This is a genomic window from Streptomyces sp. NPDC043738, from assembly GCF_056436545.1.
On record NZ_JBWKCJ010000057.1, the window covers coordinates 1 to 17,874 of the forward strand.

Annotated in this window: 17 protein-coding genes; 7 read left to right on the forward strand and 10 right to left on the reverse strand. The window is 73.7% G+C overall.

Going from position 1 to position 17,874, the window contains the following annotated elements:
* Positions 1-156 precede the first annotated feature (156 nt).
* The 3 genes from AC0680_RS37430 to AC0680_RS37440 form a co-directional block, all read right to left on the reverse strand.
* Entirely contained in the window at positions 157-762 is a 606-nt protein-coding gene (locus AC0680_RS37430) for a MarC family protein (RefSeq protein WP_478637521.1), read from the reverse strand.
* Between the two features lie 117 nt (positions 763-879).
* Positions 880-1,734: a PHP domain-containing protein gene (locus tag AC0680_RS37435; RefSeq protein WP_468974241.1), complete on the reverse strand. Its 855-nt coding sequence runs from the start codon at positions 1,732-1,734 to the stop codon at positions 880-882.
* A gap of 155 nt (positions 1,735-1,889) precedes the next feature.
* Positions 1,890-2,528 carry a DUF6758 family protein gene (locus AC0680_RS37440; protein ID WP_478637508.1) on the reverse strand — a complete coding sequence of 213 codons (639 nt, stop codon included), beginning with the start codon at positions 2,526-2,528 and terminating at the stop codon, positions 1,890-1,892.
* Positions 2,529-2,789: 261 nt separating this feature from the next.
* On the opposite strand from AC0680_RS37440, the gene AC0680_RS37445 reads away from it, so the two are divergent.
* Positions 2,790-4,052, forward strand: a complete 1,263-nt coding sequence (locus AC0680_RS37445; RefSeq protein WP_478637509.1) for an MFS transporter — start codon at positions 2,790-2,792, stop codon at positions 4,050-4,052.
* A 106-nt stretch (positions 4,053-4,158) separates the two neighbouring features.
* Here AC0680_RS37445 and AC0680_RS37450 read toward each other — a convergent pair whose 3' ends face one another.
* Entirely contained in the window at positions 4,159-4,743 is a 585-nt protein-coding gene (locus AC0680_RS37450) for a suppressor of fused domain protein (RefSeq protein WP_478637510.1), read from the reverse strand.
* Positions 4,744-5,282: 539 nt separating this feature from the next.
* Here AC0680_RS37450 and AC0680_RS37455 point away from each other — a divergent pair.
* Positions 5,283-6,410, forward strand: coding sequence for a magnesium and cobalt transport protein CorA (locus AC0680_RS37455; protein ID WP_478637511.1), 1,128 nt, complete (start codon positions 5,283-5,285; stop codon positions 6,408-6,410).
* A gap of 87 nt (positions 6,411-6,497) precedes the next feature.
* A complete protein-coding gene (locus tag AC0680_RS37460) occupies positions 6,498-7,040 on the forward strand; it encodes a hypothetical protein (RefSeq protein WP_478637512.1) in 543 nt (180 codons plus the stop codon).
* Positions 7,041-7,052: 12 nt separating this feature from the next.
* On the opposite strand, the gene AC0680_RS37465 is transcribed toward AC0680_RS37460, so the two are convergent.
* Complete coding sequence (locus AC0680_RS37465; protein ID WP_478637513.1) at positions 7,053-7,838, reverse strand: hypothetical protein; 786 nt, start codon at positions 7,836-7,838, stop codon at positions 7,053-7,055.
* A 197-nt stretch (positions 7,839-8,035) separates the two neighbouring features.
* Here AC0680_RS37465 and AC0680_RS37470 point away from each other — a divergent pair, with 197 nt between their 5' ends.
* The 3 genes from AC0680_RS37470 to AC0680_RS37480 are packed head-to-tail and all read left to right on the forward strand — an operon-like array spanning position 8,036 to position 11,114.
* The gene (locus tag AC0680_RS37470; RefSeq protein ID WP_478637514.1) at positions 8,036-9,343 is read left to right on the forward strand and encodes a magnesium transporter MgtE N-terminal domain-containing protein; all 1,308 of its coding nucleotides are present in this window, start codon (positions 8,036-8,038) and stop codon (positions 9,341-9,343) included.
* The gene (locus AC0680_RS37475) at positions 9,333-9,911 is read left to right on the forward strand and encodes a DUF1003 domain-containing protein (RefSeq protein WP_478637515.1); all 579 of its coding nucleotides are present in this window, start codon (positions 9,333-9,335) and stop codon (positions 9,909-9,911) included. Before AC0680_RS37470 ends, AC0680_RS37475 begins: the two co-directional genes overlap by 11 nt.
* Before the next feature lie 42 nt (positions 9,912-9,953).
* Positions 9,954-11,114: an Mrp/NBP35 family ATP-binding protein gene (locus tag AC0680_RS37480; RefSeq protein ID WP_478637516.1), complete on the forward strand. Its 1,161-nt coding sequence runs from the start codon at positions 9,954-9,956 to the stop codon at positions 11,112-11,114.
* 200 nt (positions 11,115-11,314) lie between these two features.
* Here AC0680_RS37480 and AC0680_RS37485 read toward each other — a convergent pair whose 3' ends face one another.
* From AC0680_RS37485 to sigE, 5 genes are all read right to left on the reverse strand, one after another.
* Entirely contained in the window at positions 11,315-11,959 is a 645-nt protein-coding gene (locus AC0680_RS37485) for a hypothetical protein (protein ID WP_384439024.1), read from the reverse strand.
* A 121-nt stretch (positions 11,960-12,080) separates the two neighbouring features.
* Entirely contained in the window at positions 12,081-12,563 is a 483-nt protein-coding gene (locus AC0680_RS37490) for a sec-independent translocase (RefSeq protein WP_384439022.1), read from the reverse strand.
* 116 nt (positions 12,564-12,679) lie between these two features.
* On the reverse strand, positions 12,680-15,010 hold the full coding sequence (locus AC0680_RS37495; RefSeq protein ID WP_478637517.1) for a S1C family serine protease: 2,331 nt from the start codon (positions 15,008-15,010) through the stop codon (positions 12,680-12,682).
* Between the two features lie 123 nt (positions 15,011-15,133).
* Positions 15,134-16,072 carry a zf-HC2 domain-containing protein gene (locus AC0680_RS37500; RefSeq protein WP_478637518.1) on the reverse strand — a complete coding sequence of 313 codons (939 nt, stop codon included), beginning with the start codon at positions 16,070-16,072 and terminating at the stop codon, positions 15,134-15,136.
* Positions 16,069-16,758, reverse strand: coding sequence for an RNA polymerase sigma factor SigE (gene sigE / locus AC0680_RS37505; protein WP_478637519.1), 690 nt, complete (start codon positions 16,756-16,758; stop codon positions 16,069-16,071). The genes AC0680_RS37500 and sigE overlap by 4 nt, the downstream gene beginning before the upstream one ends.
* 286 nt (positions 16,759-17,044) lie before the next feature.
* Here sigE and AC0680_RS37510 point away from each other — a divergent pair, with 286 nt between their 5' ends.
* The gene (locus tag AC0680_RS37510) at positions 17,045-17,728 is read left to right on the forward strand and encodes an O-methyltransferase (protein WP_478637520.1); all 684 of its coding nucleotides are present in this window, start codon (positions 17,045-17,047) and stop codon (positions 17,726-17,728) included.
* Positions 17,729-17,874: the final 146 nt, after the last annotated feature.

Genomic DNA, 17,874 nt, shown 5'->3' on the forward strand with positions numbered 1-17,874 from the left:
CACCCCTCCCCCCCCCCCCCCCCCCCCCCCCCCCCCCCCCACCCCCCCCCCCCCCCACCCCCCCCCCGCCCCCCCCCCCGCCAACCCCCCCCCCCCGGCCCCCCCGCCGCGTTTGAGGGGTGTGGCCCGATCCGCCGGAGGGACCCCGAGGGGGGCTCAGGCCCCCTCGATGACCTGCAGCACCCCGTTGATGATCTGCTGCACGGCGAGCGCGGAGAGCATCATGCCCGCCAGCCGGGTCACCAGGACCACCCCGCCGTCCTTGATCACCCGGATGATCACCAGCGAGAACCGCATCACCAGATACAGCACGACATGGATCGCCAGGATCGCCGCCCACACGGAGACCTGCGCCGCGAACCCGTGCGCGTGCTGCACCGCGAGGATCACCGACACGATCGCGCCGGGCCCGGCCAGCAGCGGCATGCCCAGCGGCACCAGCGCCACGTTGACGTCCTTGGTCTGGGTCGGCTCCTCCGACTTGCCGGTCAGCAGATCCAGGGCGACCAGCAGGAGCAGCAGCCCGCCCGCGATCATCAGCGCGGGCGTCGAGATGTGCAGCCGGCCCAGGATCTGGCGGCCGAAGAGACCGAAGACGGCGATGACGCAGAAGGCGACGGTCGCCGCCTGCCAGGCCATCCGGCGCTGCACCTTGGCCGGCCGGCCGGAGGTCAGGGCCAGGAAGATCGGGGTGATCCCCGGGGGGTCCATGATCACAAAAAGCGTGACAAAGAGGGTACTGAAGACAGCGATGTCGAACACGGTGAAGGCCTTGCGGAAGGTGGTACGGACGAGCGGATGGCGGGCCGGCACGGCGCGCGCGGGCCCGTAGGGGAAAGCGCACACGGGCCCGTGGGGGGTAAGGGGAGCGGGCCGCCCTCAGCCGCCCGTGCCGGGAACGGGGAAGGCGCCGGTCGCACGGCGCACGATCTCGCCGTAGATCTCCGGATCGGTGGTGCAGTCGCCCAGGCCGCAGGTCTTGCGGCTGCCGTGGTAGTCGCTGGAGCCGGTGGTCAGCAGACCCAGGTCGGCGGCGATCGCGCGCAGTCGCGCCCGGGTCGGCGCGTCATGGTCCATGTGGTCGACCTCGATGCCGTCGAGGCCGGCCGCGGCCAGCTCGGCTATCGCGCCCTCGGGTACGCAGCTGCCGCGCTTGACGGCCAGCGGGTGCGCGAAGACGGTGACCCCGCCCGCGGCCTTGACCAGCCGGATCGCGTCGAACGGGTCGAGCTCGTGCTTCTCCACGTACGCCCGGCCGTCGTTGGCCAGCCACTGCGGGGTGAAGGCGTCGGATACGGAGCCGACGACGCCCAGGTCGACGAGGGCGGTGGCGATGTGCGGCCGCCCCACGGCGCCGTCCCCGGCGATCCGCGCGACCTGCTCCCAGGTGATGGGCACGCCGAGGTCGCGCAGCTTGGCGACCATGCCCTGGGCGCGCGGCACCCGGTCGTCGCGCACCAGCTCGCGCTCCCGGGCGAGCTCCGCCTCCTCGGGGTCGAAGAGGTAGGCGAGCATGTGCAGGCTCACCCCGTCGAGCCGGCAGGAGAGTTCGGCGCCGGTGACCAGCGTCAGCCCCGCGGGCAGCGCCGCACGCGCCGCGGCGTGGCCGGCGACGGTGTCGTGGTCGGTCAGCGCGACGACGTCCAGTCCGGCGTCGGCCGCGTTGCGCACCAGCTCGGCGGGGGTGTCCGTACCGTCGGAAGCCGTGGAGTGGGTGTGCAGATCGATGCGCACGACGCGGACTCCAGACTGCTGCGGGGACGGGCGCGGGGCCGTGGCCGGGGAGGAACGCCGGACGAGGACACCGCAGGGGACCCCAGAAGGATAACCGGGCGGCCGGACGGCTCCGGCGCCCGCCGCCGGCGCGGCAGCCCGGCCGGGCCGCGCCCTCAGCCCAGAATCCGCGGCGAGAGCGCCCCGCACGGCAGCAGGTCCACCTCGGCGCCCGCCTCGCGCAGATCGGTCAGCACCAGCTCGTCGTACATCAGCAGCCCGGCCTGCTCGGGCCAGGCGATCGCCCACAGCCACAGTCCGCGCGCCTCGCCGGCGAAGACCGCGCGGTCCGCCGGTGCGCCGTCGACGTGCCACAGCGGCGTCGGGCGGCCGGCCGCGAGCACCTTGCCGTGCGGCTTCTCCTCCACGCGCATATGGGAGCCGGGGTCCGGGCCGTCGATGCCGGCGTAGCGCGCCCCCAGGCCGACGCCCAGCTCCTCGGCGATCAAAAGGAGTTCGCCGGGGCCGCCCAGCGGTCCGGGGCCCGTGCAGGCCACCGCGGTCGCCCGGCCGCCGCTGCGGTCGTCGCCCGCGCACGCCACGCCGGTGAACAGCCAGCCCACCGGCAGCGGCCAGGGCATCCACACGGGCACCTGCGCGCGGTGCACGACAACGCCGAGCGCCTCGACGCTCGGCGGAACGACCGGCTGGAGCGGATGCACGGTGCCGTGTGCGGCGCACTGCCAGGTGTCGGAGAAGAGACCGGGCGCCCGCACCCGGCCTCCGCACTTCGGGCAACTGGGTTCGCCCCTCATAAGGACCAACGGTCCTCCTGGCCCGCCGTCGCGTCAAGGACGATCACTCGACCGGTGTGCCCCGAATCACGTACGGAGCCCCGCAATTGACCGCTCACCGGGGCCCACCCGCCCCGGCGAGAAAGTAGTTGCGTCTTGCACTCTTTAGCTCGACTAACTTAATATGTGTAAACGTCAACGATCTCGCCGCGGCCGCCCGCCGGCCCGCGGACCGGGGACGGGCGACCGGCGACGCACGGCGACGGAAAGGGGAACCGCAGGATGAGCAGCACGAAGAGCGGCGGCCACGGCGGCGGAGCGGACGATCCGTCCCAGGAGGGCACCGGGTCCCTCCTGCGCCAGCCGAAGGCCGTATGGGCCACGGCGGGCGCCTCGGTCGTGGCCTTCATGGGCATCGGCCTCGTCGACCCGATCCTGCCCTCGATCGCCCGGGGCCTGCGGGCCACCCCCAGCCAGGTCTCCCTGCTGTTCACCTCCTACTTCCTGATCACCGCCGTCGCGATGCTGATCACCGGCTTCGTCTCCAGCCGCATCGGCGGCCGCCGGACGCTGCTGGCCGGCCTGGCGCTGGTGGTGGTCTTCGCGGCGCTCTCCGGCATGTCCGGATCGGTCGGCGAACTGGTCGGCTTCCGGGCCGGCTGGGGCCTGGGCAACGCCCTGTTCGTCTCCACGTCATTGGCCGTCATCGTGGGCGCGGCGGCGGGCGGCTCCACCGCGGCGATCCTGCTGTACGAATCCGCCCTCGGCCTCGGGATGGCCTGCGGCCCGCTGCTCGGCGCGGTCCTCGGCGACCTGAAGTGGCGTTACCCGTTCTTCGGCACCGCGGCCCTGATGGCCGTCGGCTTCCTCGCCATCACGGCCTTCCTCAAGGAGCAGCCCAGGCCGGACCGGAAGACCGCGCTCCTCGACCCCGTCCGGGCGCTCGGCCACGGCGGGCTCGCCTCCGCCGCCGCCTCGGCCTTCTTCTACAACTACGCCTTCTTCACGGTGCTGGCCTTCACCCCGTTCGTGCTCGACATGTCCCCCTACGGGTCGGGGGGCGTCTTCTTCGCCTGGGGTGCGCTGCTCGCGGTGTTCTCGGTACTCGTCGCGCCCCGGCTGCAGCGCCGCTTCGGCTCGCTGAAGGTGCTGGCCGCCTCGCTGGTCCTGTTCGCCGCCGACCTGCTCGTGCTGGGTTACGGCGACCACACCACCGCCATCGTCTGCACGGTCCTCTCCGGCGCCCTCATCGGTGTGAACAACACCGTGTTCACCGAGCTGGCACTGGGGGTCTCCTCCGCACCGCGCCCGGTGGCCAGCGCCGGCTACAACTTCGTGCGGTGGTTCGCCGCGGCGGCCGCGCCGTTCCTCGCGCCCAAGATCGAGGAGTGGACCGACGTCCACCTCCCCTTCGTGGTCGCGGCCGCCGCGGCACTGGCCGGCGCCGGCATCGTCGCCGTCCGCCGACAGGTGCTGAGGACCGGGGCCGAAGAGCCCCGGCCCCGGCACACCGCAACGGACCGGGCCGCGGCCGTCGCCGGCTGAGGCCGACCGGACCATCGGGCCGCCGGGCGACGGGAACTGACGCCCCGTCCGCATCCGGCGGGCCGACGGGGCGAGGGGACGGCGGTCCGCGCCGCCACCCGCCGCTTCAGTCGAGCGGTACGCCGGCGCGCAGCGGATCGCGCAGGTCCGTGCCGTGCCGGAGCCAGCGCTCCCGGAGGGCCTCGGCGCCGTGCACCCGCTTCCAGGCGGCCTCGTTGGGCGTCATCGGCAGCAGCGGCAGGAAGCGGACCGGCTCCATGGGCTCGTCGAGCTCCAGGTCCTCGATCAGGCCGCCGGGCTCGGCCACCAGCACCGAGGTGAACGCCGCTCCCGGCCACAGCGGGTCCCCCACGTCCAGCGAGGCGCCCGGCGCCACGACCACCCCTTCGACCTGCGGGGACGCGGCGAGCACGGCGAGCGGCCGGAGCACCTTGTCGGTGTCCGCGCGGCCGCCCCGTACGGACAGCACGAGTTCGGCGCGGGGGCCGCGCAGCGGGTCGGCCAGCACGGCCGTGGGGTCGGCCATCGGCTGGGCGGACATCCCGAGCGTGGCGTACCTCACCACCCCGTCGTCCACGAAGCGGAGCACCTCGATGCGGTCGGTCCCCAGGAAGGTGACCGCGGCGCGCGCGTCCGGCTCGCCCAGGCTCGTGCGCAACCGGGCTTCGACCAGCTCAAGAACGTCAGACATGCCGCGAGCATAGGGCCGGCCCCTCGCCCGGCCCGCGCCGCGCCGTCAACTCCGTTCGCGCAGGGGAGAGCCCGATACCCGCGACGGGCGGCCGCGCCACGGCTCAAGCGTTCGTATCGAACAGGCAAAACGGCGTCGGAACCCTTCGGGCGGCTGATAGCCTGGCCGTCTGGTCAGGGAATGACGTCGTCCCCCAACGGGGACCGGCCGGAGGAGGTGGGGCTGCGGTGGATCCGAGTCGACCGTGCAGTACCGATAGTTCTCCCGTCATCCCCTCGCGCAGCGCATCTCGTGATTCGAGAGCTTCCGTACCCCGCCGCTGAGCGGCGAAACCCAGGAAGCGCCTTCGCGCCGGATGTAGATGACGGAAGAGCGCCTTCGACTCTTTGTTCCGTGTCTCTGCGAACTGCCGTCACTGTTCCGCACGGAGCGCCGCCCGCTTTGCGGACGTACGACCAACGGAGTCTCGTACGTCCACGTTCCGGGCAGCGTTGCGCCCCGCGCCCGCAGTTGACGGCCGGCCCGTGAAGGAGCCTGCCATGTCGATGATCCGCGACCTGCGCGCCGCCGTCCGCCCGTCCCGGCGCCGCGGTGACTCCCCCTACCACTACGAGAGCTCCACCCCGGCCTGCGCGAACAGCGCCATCGTCGACTGCGGTGTCTACCGCGAGGGCCGCCGGGTGAGCGAGCACGTCAGCCCGGCCGAGGCGATGGCCGGGGTGCGGGCCGACGGCGGCTTCGCCTGGATCGGGCTGCACGAGCCCACCGAGGCCGAATTCGCCGGTATCGCCAAGGAGTTCGGGCTGCACCCGCTCGCCGTCGAGGACGCCGTGCACGCCCACCAGCGGCCCAAGCTGGAGCGCTACGACGAGACCCTGTTCACCGTCTTCAAGACGGTCCACTACGTCGAGCACGCCGAGCTGACCGCCACCAGCGAGGTGGTGGAGACCGGTGAGGTGATGTGCTTCACCGGACGGGACTTCATCGTGACCGTGCGGCACGGCGGCCAGGGCTCGCTGCGCGCGCTGCGGCACCGGCTGCAGGACGACCCGGAGCTGCTCGCCAAGGGCCCGTCCGCGGTGCTGCACGCCATCGCCGACCAGGTGGTCGACGGCTACATGGCGGTGGCCGGCGCGGTGCAGGACGACATCGACGAGGTGGAGATCGACGTCTTCAGCTCGGGCACCAACGGCAAGGGCTCCGGCGCGAAGGGCTCCGCCAGGGGCGGCGACGCCGGGCGGATCTACCAACTCAAGCGCGAGGTACTGGAGTTCAAGCGCGCGGTGTCGCCGCTGCTGCGGCCGATGCAGCTGCTGAGCGAGCGGCCGATGCGGCTGGTGGACTCCGACATCCAGAAGTACTTCCGCGACGTCGCCGACCACCTGGCACGGGTCAACGAGCAGGTGCTGTCCTTCGACGATCTGCTCAACTCCATCCTGCAGGCCAACCTCGCCCAGGCGGCGGTCGCGCAGAACGAGGACATGCGCAAGATCACGGCCTGGGCGGCGATCTTCGCCGTACCGACGATGATCGCCGGCATCTACGGCATGAACTTCGACTTCATGCCGGAGACGCACTGGGAGTACGGCTACCCGGCGGTGCTGGTGGTGACGGCCGTGATCTGCTTCGGCATCCACCGCGGCTTCAAGCGCAACGGCTGGCTGTGAGCGGGGCGGCGCCGCGCCGCGGGGCGTCCCGTCTCAGGCCCTGGGCGGGCCCGGGCGCCCGCCTGCGGGCCCATTAGGCTGAGCCGTATGACCAAGACCGTGTCGCAGGCCCTGCAGGATCGGGCGCTCATCGAAGAGGCCACGAAGAAGTCCGGCCTCATCTGGGTGCGGGGGGCGACGGGCCCGGCCCGCGCCCTGTGGCACGTGTGGCACGACGGGGCCGTCTGTCTCGTCGGGGGCGGAGCCGGTGAGCAGCCGCTGGCCGACCTCGGGCTGGCCGACGGCTCCACGGCCACGGTCACCGTACGCAGCAAGGACAAGGGCGGCCGGCTGGTCGCCTGGCAGGCCCGGGTCGTCGAGCCGGCCCCGCACAGCGAGGCCTGGCTGGCCGCGGTCGAGGAGCTCAAGGGCAAGCGGCTCAACGCGCCGGACGCGGAGCGGATCACCGAGCGCTGGGCGGCCGAGTGCCGGGTACTGCGGCTGGAGCCGACCGACCAGGAGGCACAGCAGCGGCCCGGCACGATGCCGGAGGTCTCGCACGCCGCGCCGCCGCTGGCCTCCGCCGCGATCACCCGGCGGCCCGTCCCGGCCGCGCTGCCCAAGCTGCTGCGCCGGGGCCGCAAGGGCTGACCGGCCAGGGGCTCAGCGCGCGCCGGAGATCTGTGTGCCGTAGTCCACGACCTGGTCCTTGGGCGGCACCTTGAGGTCCACGCTCCTGCCCCAGTCCGCCAGCCGGACCACGCCCGCGCCGCCGGCCCGCCGCAGCCGCAGCGGGTAGGGCGTGCCCTCCAGCGACACGTCCAGCGTGCCGCCGGAGCCCGCGGCGGCGGACAGCCGGATGGTGCGGACGCCGTCGACGTCGCCGCGGTTGCCGGCGGTCAGCTTGCCGTGCAGCCCGAGCAGGCCGGCCAGCAGGGTGTCCTTGTCGGTGAAGCCGCTGAAGCGCTTGTGGACCGGGTCGGCGGCGGGCACCTTGACGTACTTGCCGCCGAGCTTGCGCGCCGCGGCCTGGTCGGGCGCACCGGACGAGCCGCTCTTCTCGCCGGCCCAGAACGCCGCGTCCGCCTTGAGGTAGAGCGTCCTGCCGACCCGCAGCAGCTGGAAGGCGGCCGCGTTGGTGGTCAGCTCGCCCTTGGCGCCGTTCTTCGCCAGGCTCATGTTGAGCTTGTACGTACGGCCGTGGCTGACGACACTGCCGGACAGGCGCACCGTGTCGGCGCGCTGGGCCGCGGCCAGCGCCTTGGACTCGATCTTGGCGGGCGGCAGCTTCCCCACGCCGTTGGTGCCGGCGTCCGGGTCCTCCCCGCCGCAGCCCGCCAGCGTCGCGGCCAGTGCCGCGCAGACCGCCCCCGCGAGCGCGGTCCGGCCCGTGCGGCGGGCCCCTCCGGCCAGGGGTCGGGGGCCGGCCCCCCGGGGGATTGCGCTCACGTCGGCTCTGCCTCCTGATGCGGGTGACCTCGACAGCCAGTACGGCAGCGTACCTGGGTCACAGGGCCTCGTCGGCGGGGTGCGTGGCGGTCACCCTACGGCCTCGCTCACCAGGGCGGCGCGGCCCCGGGCGCGTTAGCCTGAACCCGAATTCTTGCCTTATTTCTGGCAGATCGGGAGAAAGGGAGGCGCTCTGCATGGCAGTGGTGACCCCCCGGGTCTTCGTCTCCCATCTCTCCGGCATCGCCGTCTTCGACCCCAACGGCGACCAGGTCGGCCGGCTGCGGGACCTCGTCGCGCTGCTGCGGGTCGGCAAGCGCCCGCCGCGGCTGCTCGGGCTGGTCGTCGAGATGATCAGCCGGCGCCGGGTCTTCCTGCCGATGACCCGGGTGACCGGTGTGGAGTCGGGCCAGATCATCACCACCGGCGTCGTGAACATGCGGCGCTTCGAGCAGCGGACGACCGAGACGCTGGTCTTCGGCGAGCTGCTCGACCGCCGGGTGCGGCTGGTGGAGACCGGCGAGGAGGTCACCGTCCTGGACATCGGCATCAGCCAGCTGCCGGCCCGCCGCGACTGGGAGATCGACAAGGTCTTCGTCCGCAAGGGCAAGGCCGGGGCGCTGCGCCGCAAGGGCGAGACGCTGACGGTGGAGTGGTCGGCGGTGACCGGCTTCTCCCTGGAGGAGCACGGGCAGGGCGCCGAGAGCCTGCTGGCCACGTTCGAGCAGCTGCGCCCGGCCGACCTCGCCGGGGTGCTGCACCACCTCTCCCCCAAGCGCCGCGCGGAGGTCGCAGCGGCGCTCGACGACGACCGGTTGGCCGACGTGATGGAGGAGCTGCCGGAAGACGACCAGATCGAGATCATCGGCAAGCTGAAGGAGGAGCGGGCCGCGGACGTCCTGGAGGCGATGAACCCCGACGACGCCGCCGACCTGCTCGGCGAGCTGCCGGAGGAGGAGGTGGAGCGGCTGCTGGAGCTGATGCGGCCGGAGGAGGCCGCCGATGTGCGGCGGCTGATGTCCTACGAGGAGCGCACCGCGGGCGGCCTGATGACCACCGACCCGATCGTGCTGCGCCCGGACGCCACCGTCGCCTACGCGCTGGCCCGGGTGCGCGATCCGGACCTCTCCCCCGCGCTGGCCGCCCAGGTCTACGTCTGCCGGCCGCCGGACGAGACGCCCACCGGGAAGTACCTGGGCCTGGTGCACTTCCAACGGCTGCTGCGGGACCCGCCGTTCACCCTCGTCAGCTCGATCGCCGACACCGACCTGCCCCCGCTGCCGCCGGACACCCCGCTGCCGGAGGTCACCAGCTACCTGGCCGCGTACAACATGGTGGCCGCGCCGGTCGTGGACGAGAGCGGCGCGCTGCTGGGCGCGGTCACCGTCGACGACGTACTGGACCATCTGCTGCCGGAAGACTGGCGGGAGGCCGAGCTGCACGGCGAGGGGGCGGCCGGACTGACCGGCGCCGGACGCCTGGGGGAGGCCGCGGATGGGCGCTGAGGAACGCGAGGGCAGGGAGCGCTCACGGGCGAACGGCGCCTCGGCGGTGCGGCGGGGCGCCACCGAGCGGCCCCGGGTGCGCCTGGACCTGCCGCGCATCCCGCGCCGTACGTTCCTGCCGGAGTACGACCCGGAGGCCTTCGGGCGGCTGTCGGAGAAGATCGCCCGGTTCCTGGGGACCGGGCGCTTCATCGTCTGGATGACCGTCGCCATCATCCTGTGGATCGCCTGGAACGTCGCCGCGCCCAGCGCCCTGAAGTTCGACGGGTACCCGTTCATCTTCCTGACCCTGGCGCTGTCGCTGCAGGCCTCGTACGCGGCGCCGCTGATCCTGCTGGCGCAGAACCGCCAGGCCGACCGCGACCGGGTCACCCAGGAGCAGGACCGCAAGCAGAACGAGCGCTCCATCGCCGACACCGAGTACCTGACCCGGGAGATCGCGGCGCTGCGGCTGGGCCTGGGCGAGGTCGCCACCCGCGACTGGATCCGCGACGAGCTGCAGGACCTGCTGCGGGACCTGGAGCTGCGGCAGCTGGTCGAGGCGGAGAGTGACGAACACGACCGCTGACAGCCTTTCCGGAGGCCGCCTCACGCGCCGTACCATCAGGGCATGGCTACCGAGACGTCCCCAGGCGCCGCCCCGAGCGAGGACGCGATCCGCGCCGCGCTCGCGACGGTGAACGACCCCGAGATCCACCGCCCCATCACCGAACTGGGGATGGTCAAATCGGTGGACATCGCGGCGGACGGCGCCGTGGCGGTCGTGGTCTACCTCACCGTCTCCGGCTGCCCGATGCGCGAGACGATCACCAACAACGTGCGCGACGCGGTCGCCGGGGTCGAGGGCGTGACCGGCGTCCGGGTCGACCTGGAGGTGATGAGCGACGCGCAGCGCAAGGAGCTGGCGGCGTCGCTGCGCGGCGGCACCGCCGAGCGGGAGGTGCCCTTCGCCCAGCCCGGCTCGCTGACCCGGGTCTACGCCGTCGCCTCCGGCAAGGGCGGCGTCGGCAAGTCGTCGGTGACGGTCAACCTCGCCGCTGCGATGGCGGCCGACGGCCTGAAGGTCGGTGTCGTGGACGCCGACATCTACGGCCACTCCGTGCCCCGGATGCTGGGCGCCGACGGCAAGCCCACCCAGGTCGAGAACATGATCATGCCGCCGTCGGCGAACGGCGTGAAGGTCATCTCGATCGGCATGTTCACCCCGGGCAACGCACCGGTCGTCTGGCGCGGCCCGATGCTGCACCGCGCGCTGCAGCAGTTCCTCGCCGACGTCTACTGGGGCGACCTGGACGTGCTGCTGCTGGACCTGCCCCCGGGCACCGGCGACATCGCGATCTCGGTGGCGCAGCTGGTCCCGAACGCCGAGATCCTGGTGGTCACCACCCCGCAGCAGGCCGCCGCCGAGGTCGCCGAGCGGGCCGGTTCGATCGCCGTGCAGACCCACCAGAAGATCGTCGGCGTGGTCGAGAACATGTCCGGGCTGCCCTGCCCGCACTGCGACGAGATGGTCGACGTCTTCGGCACCGGCGGCGGCGAGCGGGTCGCCGAGGGCCTGACGAAGACCACCGGCGCGCAGGTGCCGGTGCTCGGTGCCATCCCGATCGACGTACGCCTGCGCGAGGGCGGCGACGAGGGCAAGCCGGTCGTGCTGACCGATCCGGACTCCCCCGCCGGCTCGGCCATCCGCGCGATCGCGGGCAAGCTGGGCGGCCGGCAGCGGGGCCTGTCGGGGATGTCGCTGGGGATCACCCCGCGCAACAAGTTCTGAGGGCGTGCGCCCGCGGCGAGCGGGAAGCCCGCGGGGCTCGTTGAGGCCGTTGAGGTGAAGAGGGGGCGGGCCCCGTGAGGCCCGCCCCCTTTTGCCTGCACCGGCGCGCTCGGTCCCGCCGTGCGCCCGGGTTCTCGATCACCGAAGAGCCCGGGCGGCGCGGGTGGCCCCGGCCCCCGCACCACGGCCGTCAGCGCCGCTCAGCCCTCGTACGACGTGATGTCCTTGACGACCGAGAAGCCCAGCCCGTAGGCGCTCATCCCGCGTCCGTAGGCGCCGATGTGCACCCCGTCGGGGTCCTCGCTCGCCGAGCCCGCCAGCACCCAGCCGTACTCCGACTCGCGGTAGGCGAACGAGGTCGGCACCCCGTCCACCGGCAGCATCAGCTCGCTCCAGGCGCCGCCGCCGAGGTCGTCGGCCAGCTCCCAGGCGAGCGTCGTCTGCTGGTCCAGCCAGTCCTGGCGCAGCGTGCGGTCCATCTGGGTCGGCCAGGTGTGGGCGAGCAGGCCCGAGCCGGCGAGCCAGGCGGCCGTGGAGACCGAGGTGGCCTCCAGTACGCCGGTGCCGTCCGCGCTGCGCCGTACGGGGCGGCTGGCGACCGTCACCACGACCGCGAACCGCTCGTCCTGCGGCGACTCCACCTTGATGGTGGGCCCCTCCCCATGCCCGGTGGCACCGTGTTCGACGGTGCCGTCCGCGGCCGCCCCGACCTGCATCAGCCAGCGCGGGCCGGTGAACGCCTCGTCGAGGCCGTACCACGGGAACGCGGCCAGCAGATATCCGTCAACCTTCCGGCCGACCCCGGCCGACGCCTGTTGTTCCGCTGTCCGACTCGTCGTCTCCATCTGCGCGGAAGCCTCCTTGTTGCCCTGCGTCGTGGGCGGCCCGCCCCCCTCAGGCGACCAAACCCCGGACACCCGGAGCATAGCTATAGGGGTCAACACAGCCCGGGCATACCGGAGTGTGTCAGGTGGCGTCGGCGTCGAACGGCGGACGCTCGCCCGGCTCCGCGATCGAGGTCTTCTTGACCAGGTCAGGACGGCCGGAGGCGGCCGGGGACTCCTTGGACAGGCTCGGGCCTGAGCCGTTCGAGGGCGTGGCGGAGGAGGCGCTCTCGCGGCCGTGCACGGCGTCGGTGACCTCGGCCATCTCCTGCTTCAGATCGAAGCCGTTACGGATCTCCTGGAGGTCCTTGAGGCCGTACTCGTCCTTCTCCAGGACGTGCTTGCGCACGAAGTTCTTGGGCTTGAGGTCCTCGAACTCGAAGTCCTTGAACTCCGGACCCAGCTCGCTGCGGATGTCCTCCTTGGCGCTGTCGGAGAACTCCCGGATTTTCCGGATGACGCCCATGACGTCCTGGATGACCTTGGGGAGCTTGTCCGGACCGAAGACGAGTACGGCAAGGACGACGATCGCTACCAGCTCGAGGGGTCCTATGTCGAAGAACACCTAGCAGCTCCTTGGGTCATCCGCGGCCTTCGTTGGCCTAGGGGCCAGGCCGACTATCACGGTACCTGGCCCCGGAGGTCGGGCGGGAGTCGCCCGTGCCAACACGATGCAAACGATCAACCGGCGGTGGAGGAACCCAGCCTGAGCCGTATGGACTGCTCCTTGCCCTCCCTTTGGAGGGTCAGCATCAGCGTGTCGCCGGGCCGGTGGCTGCGGATCTTCACGATCAGCTCCTCGCCGCTGTGCACCGGCGCGCCGTCCACCTTGGTGATCACATCGCCCGGCTTGATCCCGGCCTTGGCGCCGGGCCCGCCCGGGATGACCGCCGGCTTGCCGTCCTTGGTGTGCTCGCCGACCCGCGCGCCGTCGCCGGCGTACTCCATCTCCAGCGTGACGCCGATCACCGGGTGCGTCGCCCGGCCGGTGTTGATCAGCTCCTCGGCCACCCGCTTGGCCTGATTGATCGGTATGGCGAAGCCCAGCCCTATGCTGCCGCCCTGGGCGCCGCCCTCCAGGCCGCTGCCGCTGTCGGCCGCGCGGATGGCGCTGTTGATGCCGATCACCCGTGCCTTGGCGTCCACCAGCGGGCCGCCGGAGTTGCCCGGGTTGATGGGCGCGTCGGTCTGCAGCGCGTCCACGTACGACACGTCGCTGCCGTCGCCCTTCTGGCCGCCCGCGGTGATCGGGCGCTGCTTGGCGCTGATGATCCCGGCGGTGACGGTGTTGGCGAGGTCGTACGGCGCGCCGATCGCCACGACCGGGTCGCCGACCCGTACCGAGTCGGAGTTGCCGAGCGTGAGCGGCCGCAGGCCCGTGACGCCCTCGACCTGGACCACGGCGAGGTCGTAGCCGCCGTCCCGGCCGATGACCTTGGCCTTGGCCGTCTGGCCGCCGCTGAACGTCACCGATATCTCGCCGCCGGCACCGGCCGGTTCGACGACGTGGTTGTTGGTGAGGATGTGGCCCTGCCGGTCCAGGACGAAGCCGGTGCCGGTGCCCTGTTCGGCGTTGCCCCGTACGTGGAGGGTGACCACCCCGGGCAGCGCGGTCTGCGCGATCCCGGCGACGCTGTCGGGCTCACGTCCGCCCGCGTCGCCGGCCGCCTGCGGCAGCTTGATGTCGTTGATCCCGCCGTACCGCTCGACATAGGCGCCGATGCCGCCCCCGACACCGCCGGCGAGCAGCGCCAGCGCCACCGCGCCGGCGACCAGCGCGCCGCGGCGGCTGCGCCCGGAGCCCTTCGCGGGCACGGCGGCCGGCCCGCCCTGCAGGGGCGCGCTCCATGGGTCGTACTGGTGCCAGGCACCGTGCGGGGCGGGCGCGTGGTCGTGGGTGGGGGCGGGGCCGTGGCCCGCGTGGCCCGCGCCGGGCGACGCCGGTGCGGGGTGCGGCTGCGCCTGGGGCCGGTCGGTGTACGGGGCGGCGGCCGCCGCTGCCGGGCGGGCGCCGCCGTCACCGGGGTGGGGCAGGTACGCGGTGTCGGCGCCCCCGGGGGCCGGATGCTCGGTGGTGGCCCGCGGGGGTGCGGTCCGCGGCCCTGCGGCCCGGGCGTCCGGGGTGTGCGGGGCGGTGGCCCGGGGTGCGTCGGCCGGGCTCCCCGGCTGAGGGGGGCCGGACTTGTGGAGTACCGGCTGCGCGGTCCCGCCGGGCTCGGCGGCGGGCCTGGCGTGCGCGGCCTCGTCCGCGCGGTCCGGGAGCCGCTCACCGGCGTGCGCCCGGCCCTCGCCGGCCGTCGACGGGGCGGCCGGCGCGGCGGGGCCGCTGCCGTGCGCCGCCTGCGGTGCGGCCGGTGGTGACTGCGGGGGGCCGGGGTAGCCCGCCGCCGGGGCCGGCGCTCCGTAGGGGGGCAGCGGCCCGGCGGACGGCGGCAGGACGGTGCCCTGCGCGGGGGTCGCTCCGGGGTGCCCGGGGGCCCAGCCCATCGCGGCGGGACGGGGCTCCGGCCGCTGCACCGGCGGCGCCGGCGCCCACGGCCCGGGACCGCCGTACGGGGGCGTGCCGTACGGGTCCTCGGGGTGCAGCGGTCGCGGCGGCCCGGCGGGCGCCTCGGCGGATACCGCCGCGGTGGGCTGTGCGGGCGGCTCGGCGCCGCTGCGCTCCGCCGGCCCGGCCGCCGCGGTGGCCGCCAACTCCTCGCCGGCACCGGCCACTTCACCCGCGCCGGGCCCTCCATCCGTCCCGGCGGCTTCCTCCGCGGGGGCGTCGGCCGCCTGCGGGTCGGCGGTCGGCGCCACGCTCGGTTGCGGCGGGCGCACGATCCAGTCCCCCGACTCCCCCGGGTCGGAGCCGCCGGACATGCCGGAGGCGTCGGTCCGCGGCGTGTCCGCCGGACCGTCGGCGGGCGGCACCGCCTGCGGACCGGCCTCGGCGGACGGCTGCGTGCTCGGGGTGCTTCCCGGGCGGCTCCACCACTTCAGCTTCGACCCGGCGGCCTTACCGTCGTCCATGCTCTCCCCAGATTTCGCCCGCGCTGATGCGGGCCACCACCACCTCGCGGTCCGCGCCCGGTGAAAGGGTGCGCCGCCTGGCAGCGATTCAACCAGTTCCGCGCGGGGATGCGCAGGGGACGGTCAGCGCTGGGCGGTGGGGGCGCCCTGGGAGGCGGGGCCGGCCGCGGCCGCGGAGCCGATCAGCGGGCGCTTGGGCTCCAGGGGCGGGAGCGCGGGCGGGTGCTGGCGGACCGGGGTGTTGCCGGTCGCTACGGCGAGCGGCGAGAGGTGGTACGGCGATGCCGGACCGGTCGCGGCTATCAGCGGCGAGAGACCGAAGCGGCCGGCCGGGGCGGCGGGCGGCGCCGGGGCGGGCGGGGCGCCGGGGCCCTGCAGGGCCATCGCGCTGGGGGCCGGGGCCAGGGTCGGGCCGCCCGACGCGGGCCGGGAGCCCGGCTGGGAGGTGCCGGCCGACAGGAACTGCCCGGTACGCAGCAGGGAGCCGCTGTCGGCGGCCGGGCTGGCGCTGAGCGGGGTGACGGCCGTGCCGCTGCCCTCGGTGCGCGGGCCGGTCACGTCGACGGCCGCCTCCAGGGGGAGGGCGCCGCCGAGCGCGAAGGCCGCGAGCGAGACCGCACCGGCCGCCGCGAAGGCGAACCGGCGCCGCTGCGCGGGCCGCTCGGCCTCCTGCGCGCGAAAACCGCGCGCCCGGGGCTGGACGGGCATCGCCGCCATCGCATGGCCGGAGTCGGGGACATAGCGGAACGCACCGCCGCCCCGGGCGAACTCACCGGAGCCGAAGCCACCGCCGCGGAGCCGGCTGCCGGGACCGTCGGCGTCGCCACCGGGGAGCTGCTGCAGGCGCGCCAGCAGACCCGCGGACGGGCCGGGCGGCGCCGCCTCGGCGAACACGCTCTTGAGCCGACGCTGGGCGTCGGCCTCCGCCTTGCACTTCGCGCAGGTCGCGAGATGCGCGAGCACCCGCTCGCGCGCGTCATGGCCCAACTCGCCGTCGACCAGGGCCGCGAGGCGGTCGCCGAGATGCTGCTCGGCGGGGGACGGACCGCCACTGAGGCTCACGCGATCCCTACCTCCCCCGTGGGCACCACGGCCAGCGAACGGCGCCGCTCGCGCTCCTCGCCGCGCGTGGCCGGGGCGCGGTGCTTGAGCGCCTTGCGCAGATGGGAGCGGCCGCGGTGGATCCGGCTGCGGACCGTGCCGAGCTTGACGCCGAGCGTCGCGGCGATCTCCTCGTACGACAGGCCCTCGATGTCGCACAGGACGACGGCGGCGCGGAACTCGGGCGCGAGGGTGTCCAGCGCGTGCTGCACATCGGCGTCGAAGTGGGTGTCGTCGAAGTGCTGCTGCGGCGCGGGCTCCCGGCTGGGCAGCTTCTCGGCCGCGTCGTCACCGAGCGCATCGAAGCGAATACGCTGCCGGCGGCGGACCATGTCCAGGAAGAGGTTGGTGGTGATGCGGTGCAGCCAGCCCTCGAACGTGCCGGGGGTGTACGTCGACAGCGAGCGGAAGACGCGGACGAACACCTCCTGGGTGAGGTCCTCGGCGTCGTGCTGATTGCCGGTGAGGCGGTAGGCGAGGCGGTAGACCCGTGCGCTGTGGGTGCTGACGATCTCCTCCCAGGTGGGCGGAGTCCACGCCTGCGCATCCGCGTCCGCGGCGAAGGTCGCGCTGGGTGCGGACTCGGCGATGGGGGTCCCCCCGCTCGAACGAAGTCGAGAGTGGAAACGGTCAGCGGTGTTTGTCACGGATTTCGGCTCGGCGAACGACCTCTTCAAGCGCCTCAGCACTCCTCGGTCACCCGCCGCAGCCGCACCTCCCCTGGTGGCTCTGGTGGTGTCCAGTAGAGCCCCTACCATATCCACCTCGCCCGTTAGCTCCGGATAAGCAGATTTGACCTGCATTTGGTTCTGCTTCTGACCTTGGTTCGCGTCTCGCGCGGTCTTCACCACTGCGTCCCCCCGTCTTCCTCCTCTCCCTCCATAACGCCCGGTCCCATCTGCGGGTTCCCGCACACAGCGGATACAGTCACGGTTGCGTCAACTACGGGGACAGGAGAGGGCCATTACCGGCAACCGGCAGACGAGCTTGGCATTCGCCGAGGCGTACGGCGCCGGGACCATCGACGACAGCGCCGAGGCCGCCCTGCGCTGGTCCCGCGACCGCGCCCGGGAGGCCGGCATCCGCACGGTGACGACCGGCACCGGCGCGGCCCTGCGCATGCTCGCCGCCACCGCGGACGCCAAGGCCGTCGCCGAGATCGGCACCGGCACGGGCGTGTCGGGCATCTACCTCCTGCACGGCATGCGGCCCGACGGCGTGCTGACCACCGTCGACCCCGAGCCCGAGCGGCAGACCTTCGCCAAGCAGGCGTTCCGTTCCGCCGGCTTCGCCGGGAACCGCGCCCGCTTCATCCCCGGCCGGGCGCTGGACGTCCTTCCGAGGCTCGCCGACGGCGGCTACGACCTCGTCTTCTGCGACGGCGACCTGATGGAGTGCCTGGAGTACCTCGCTGAATCGTTGCGTCTGCTGCGCCCGGGCGGCCTGGTGTGCTTCGAGGGCGTCTTCGCCGACGGCCGCACGGTCGATTCGGCGGTGCAGCCCGCGGAGGTGCTGCGGCTGCGGGAGCTGCTGCGGGCCATCCGGGAGAGCAGCACGCTGGTGCCGTCCCTGCTGCCGGTCGGCGACGGGCTGCTCTGCGCGGTCAAGCGCGGCTGAACCGCCCTGCCGCGGCCGCCCGGGCGGCACGTTGCGCACACCAAACGGCCCCGGGGGGGGGGGGGGGGGGGGGGGGGGGGGGGGGGGGGGGGGGGGGGGGGGGGGGGGGGGGGGGGGGGGGGGGGGGGGGGGGGGGGGGGGGGGGG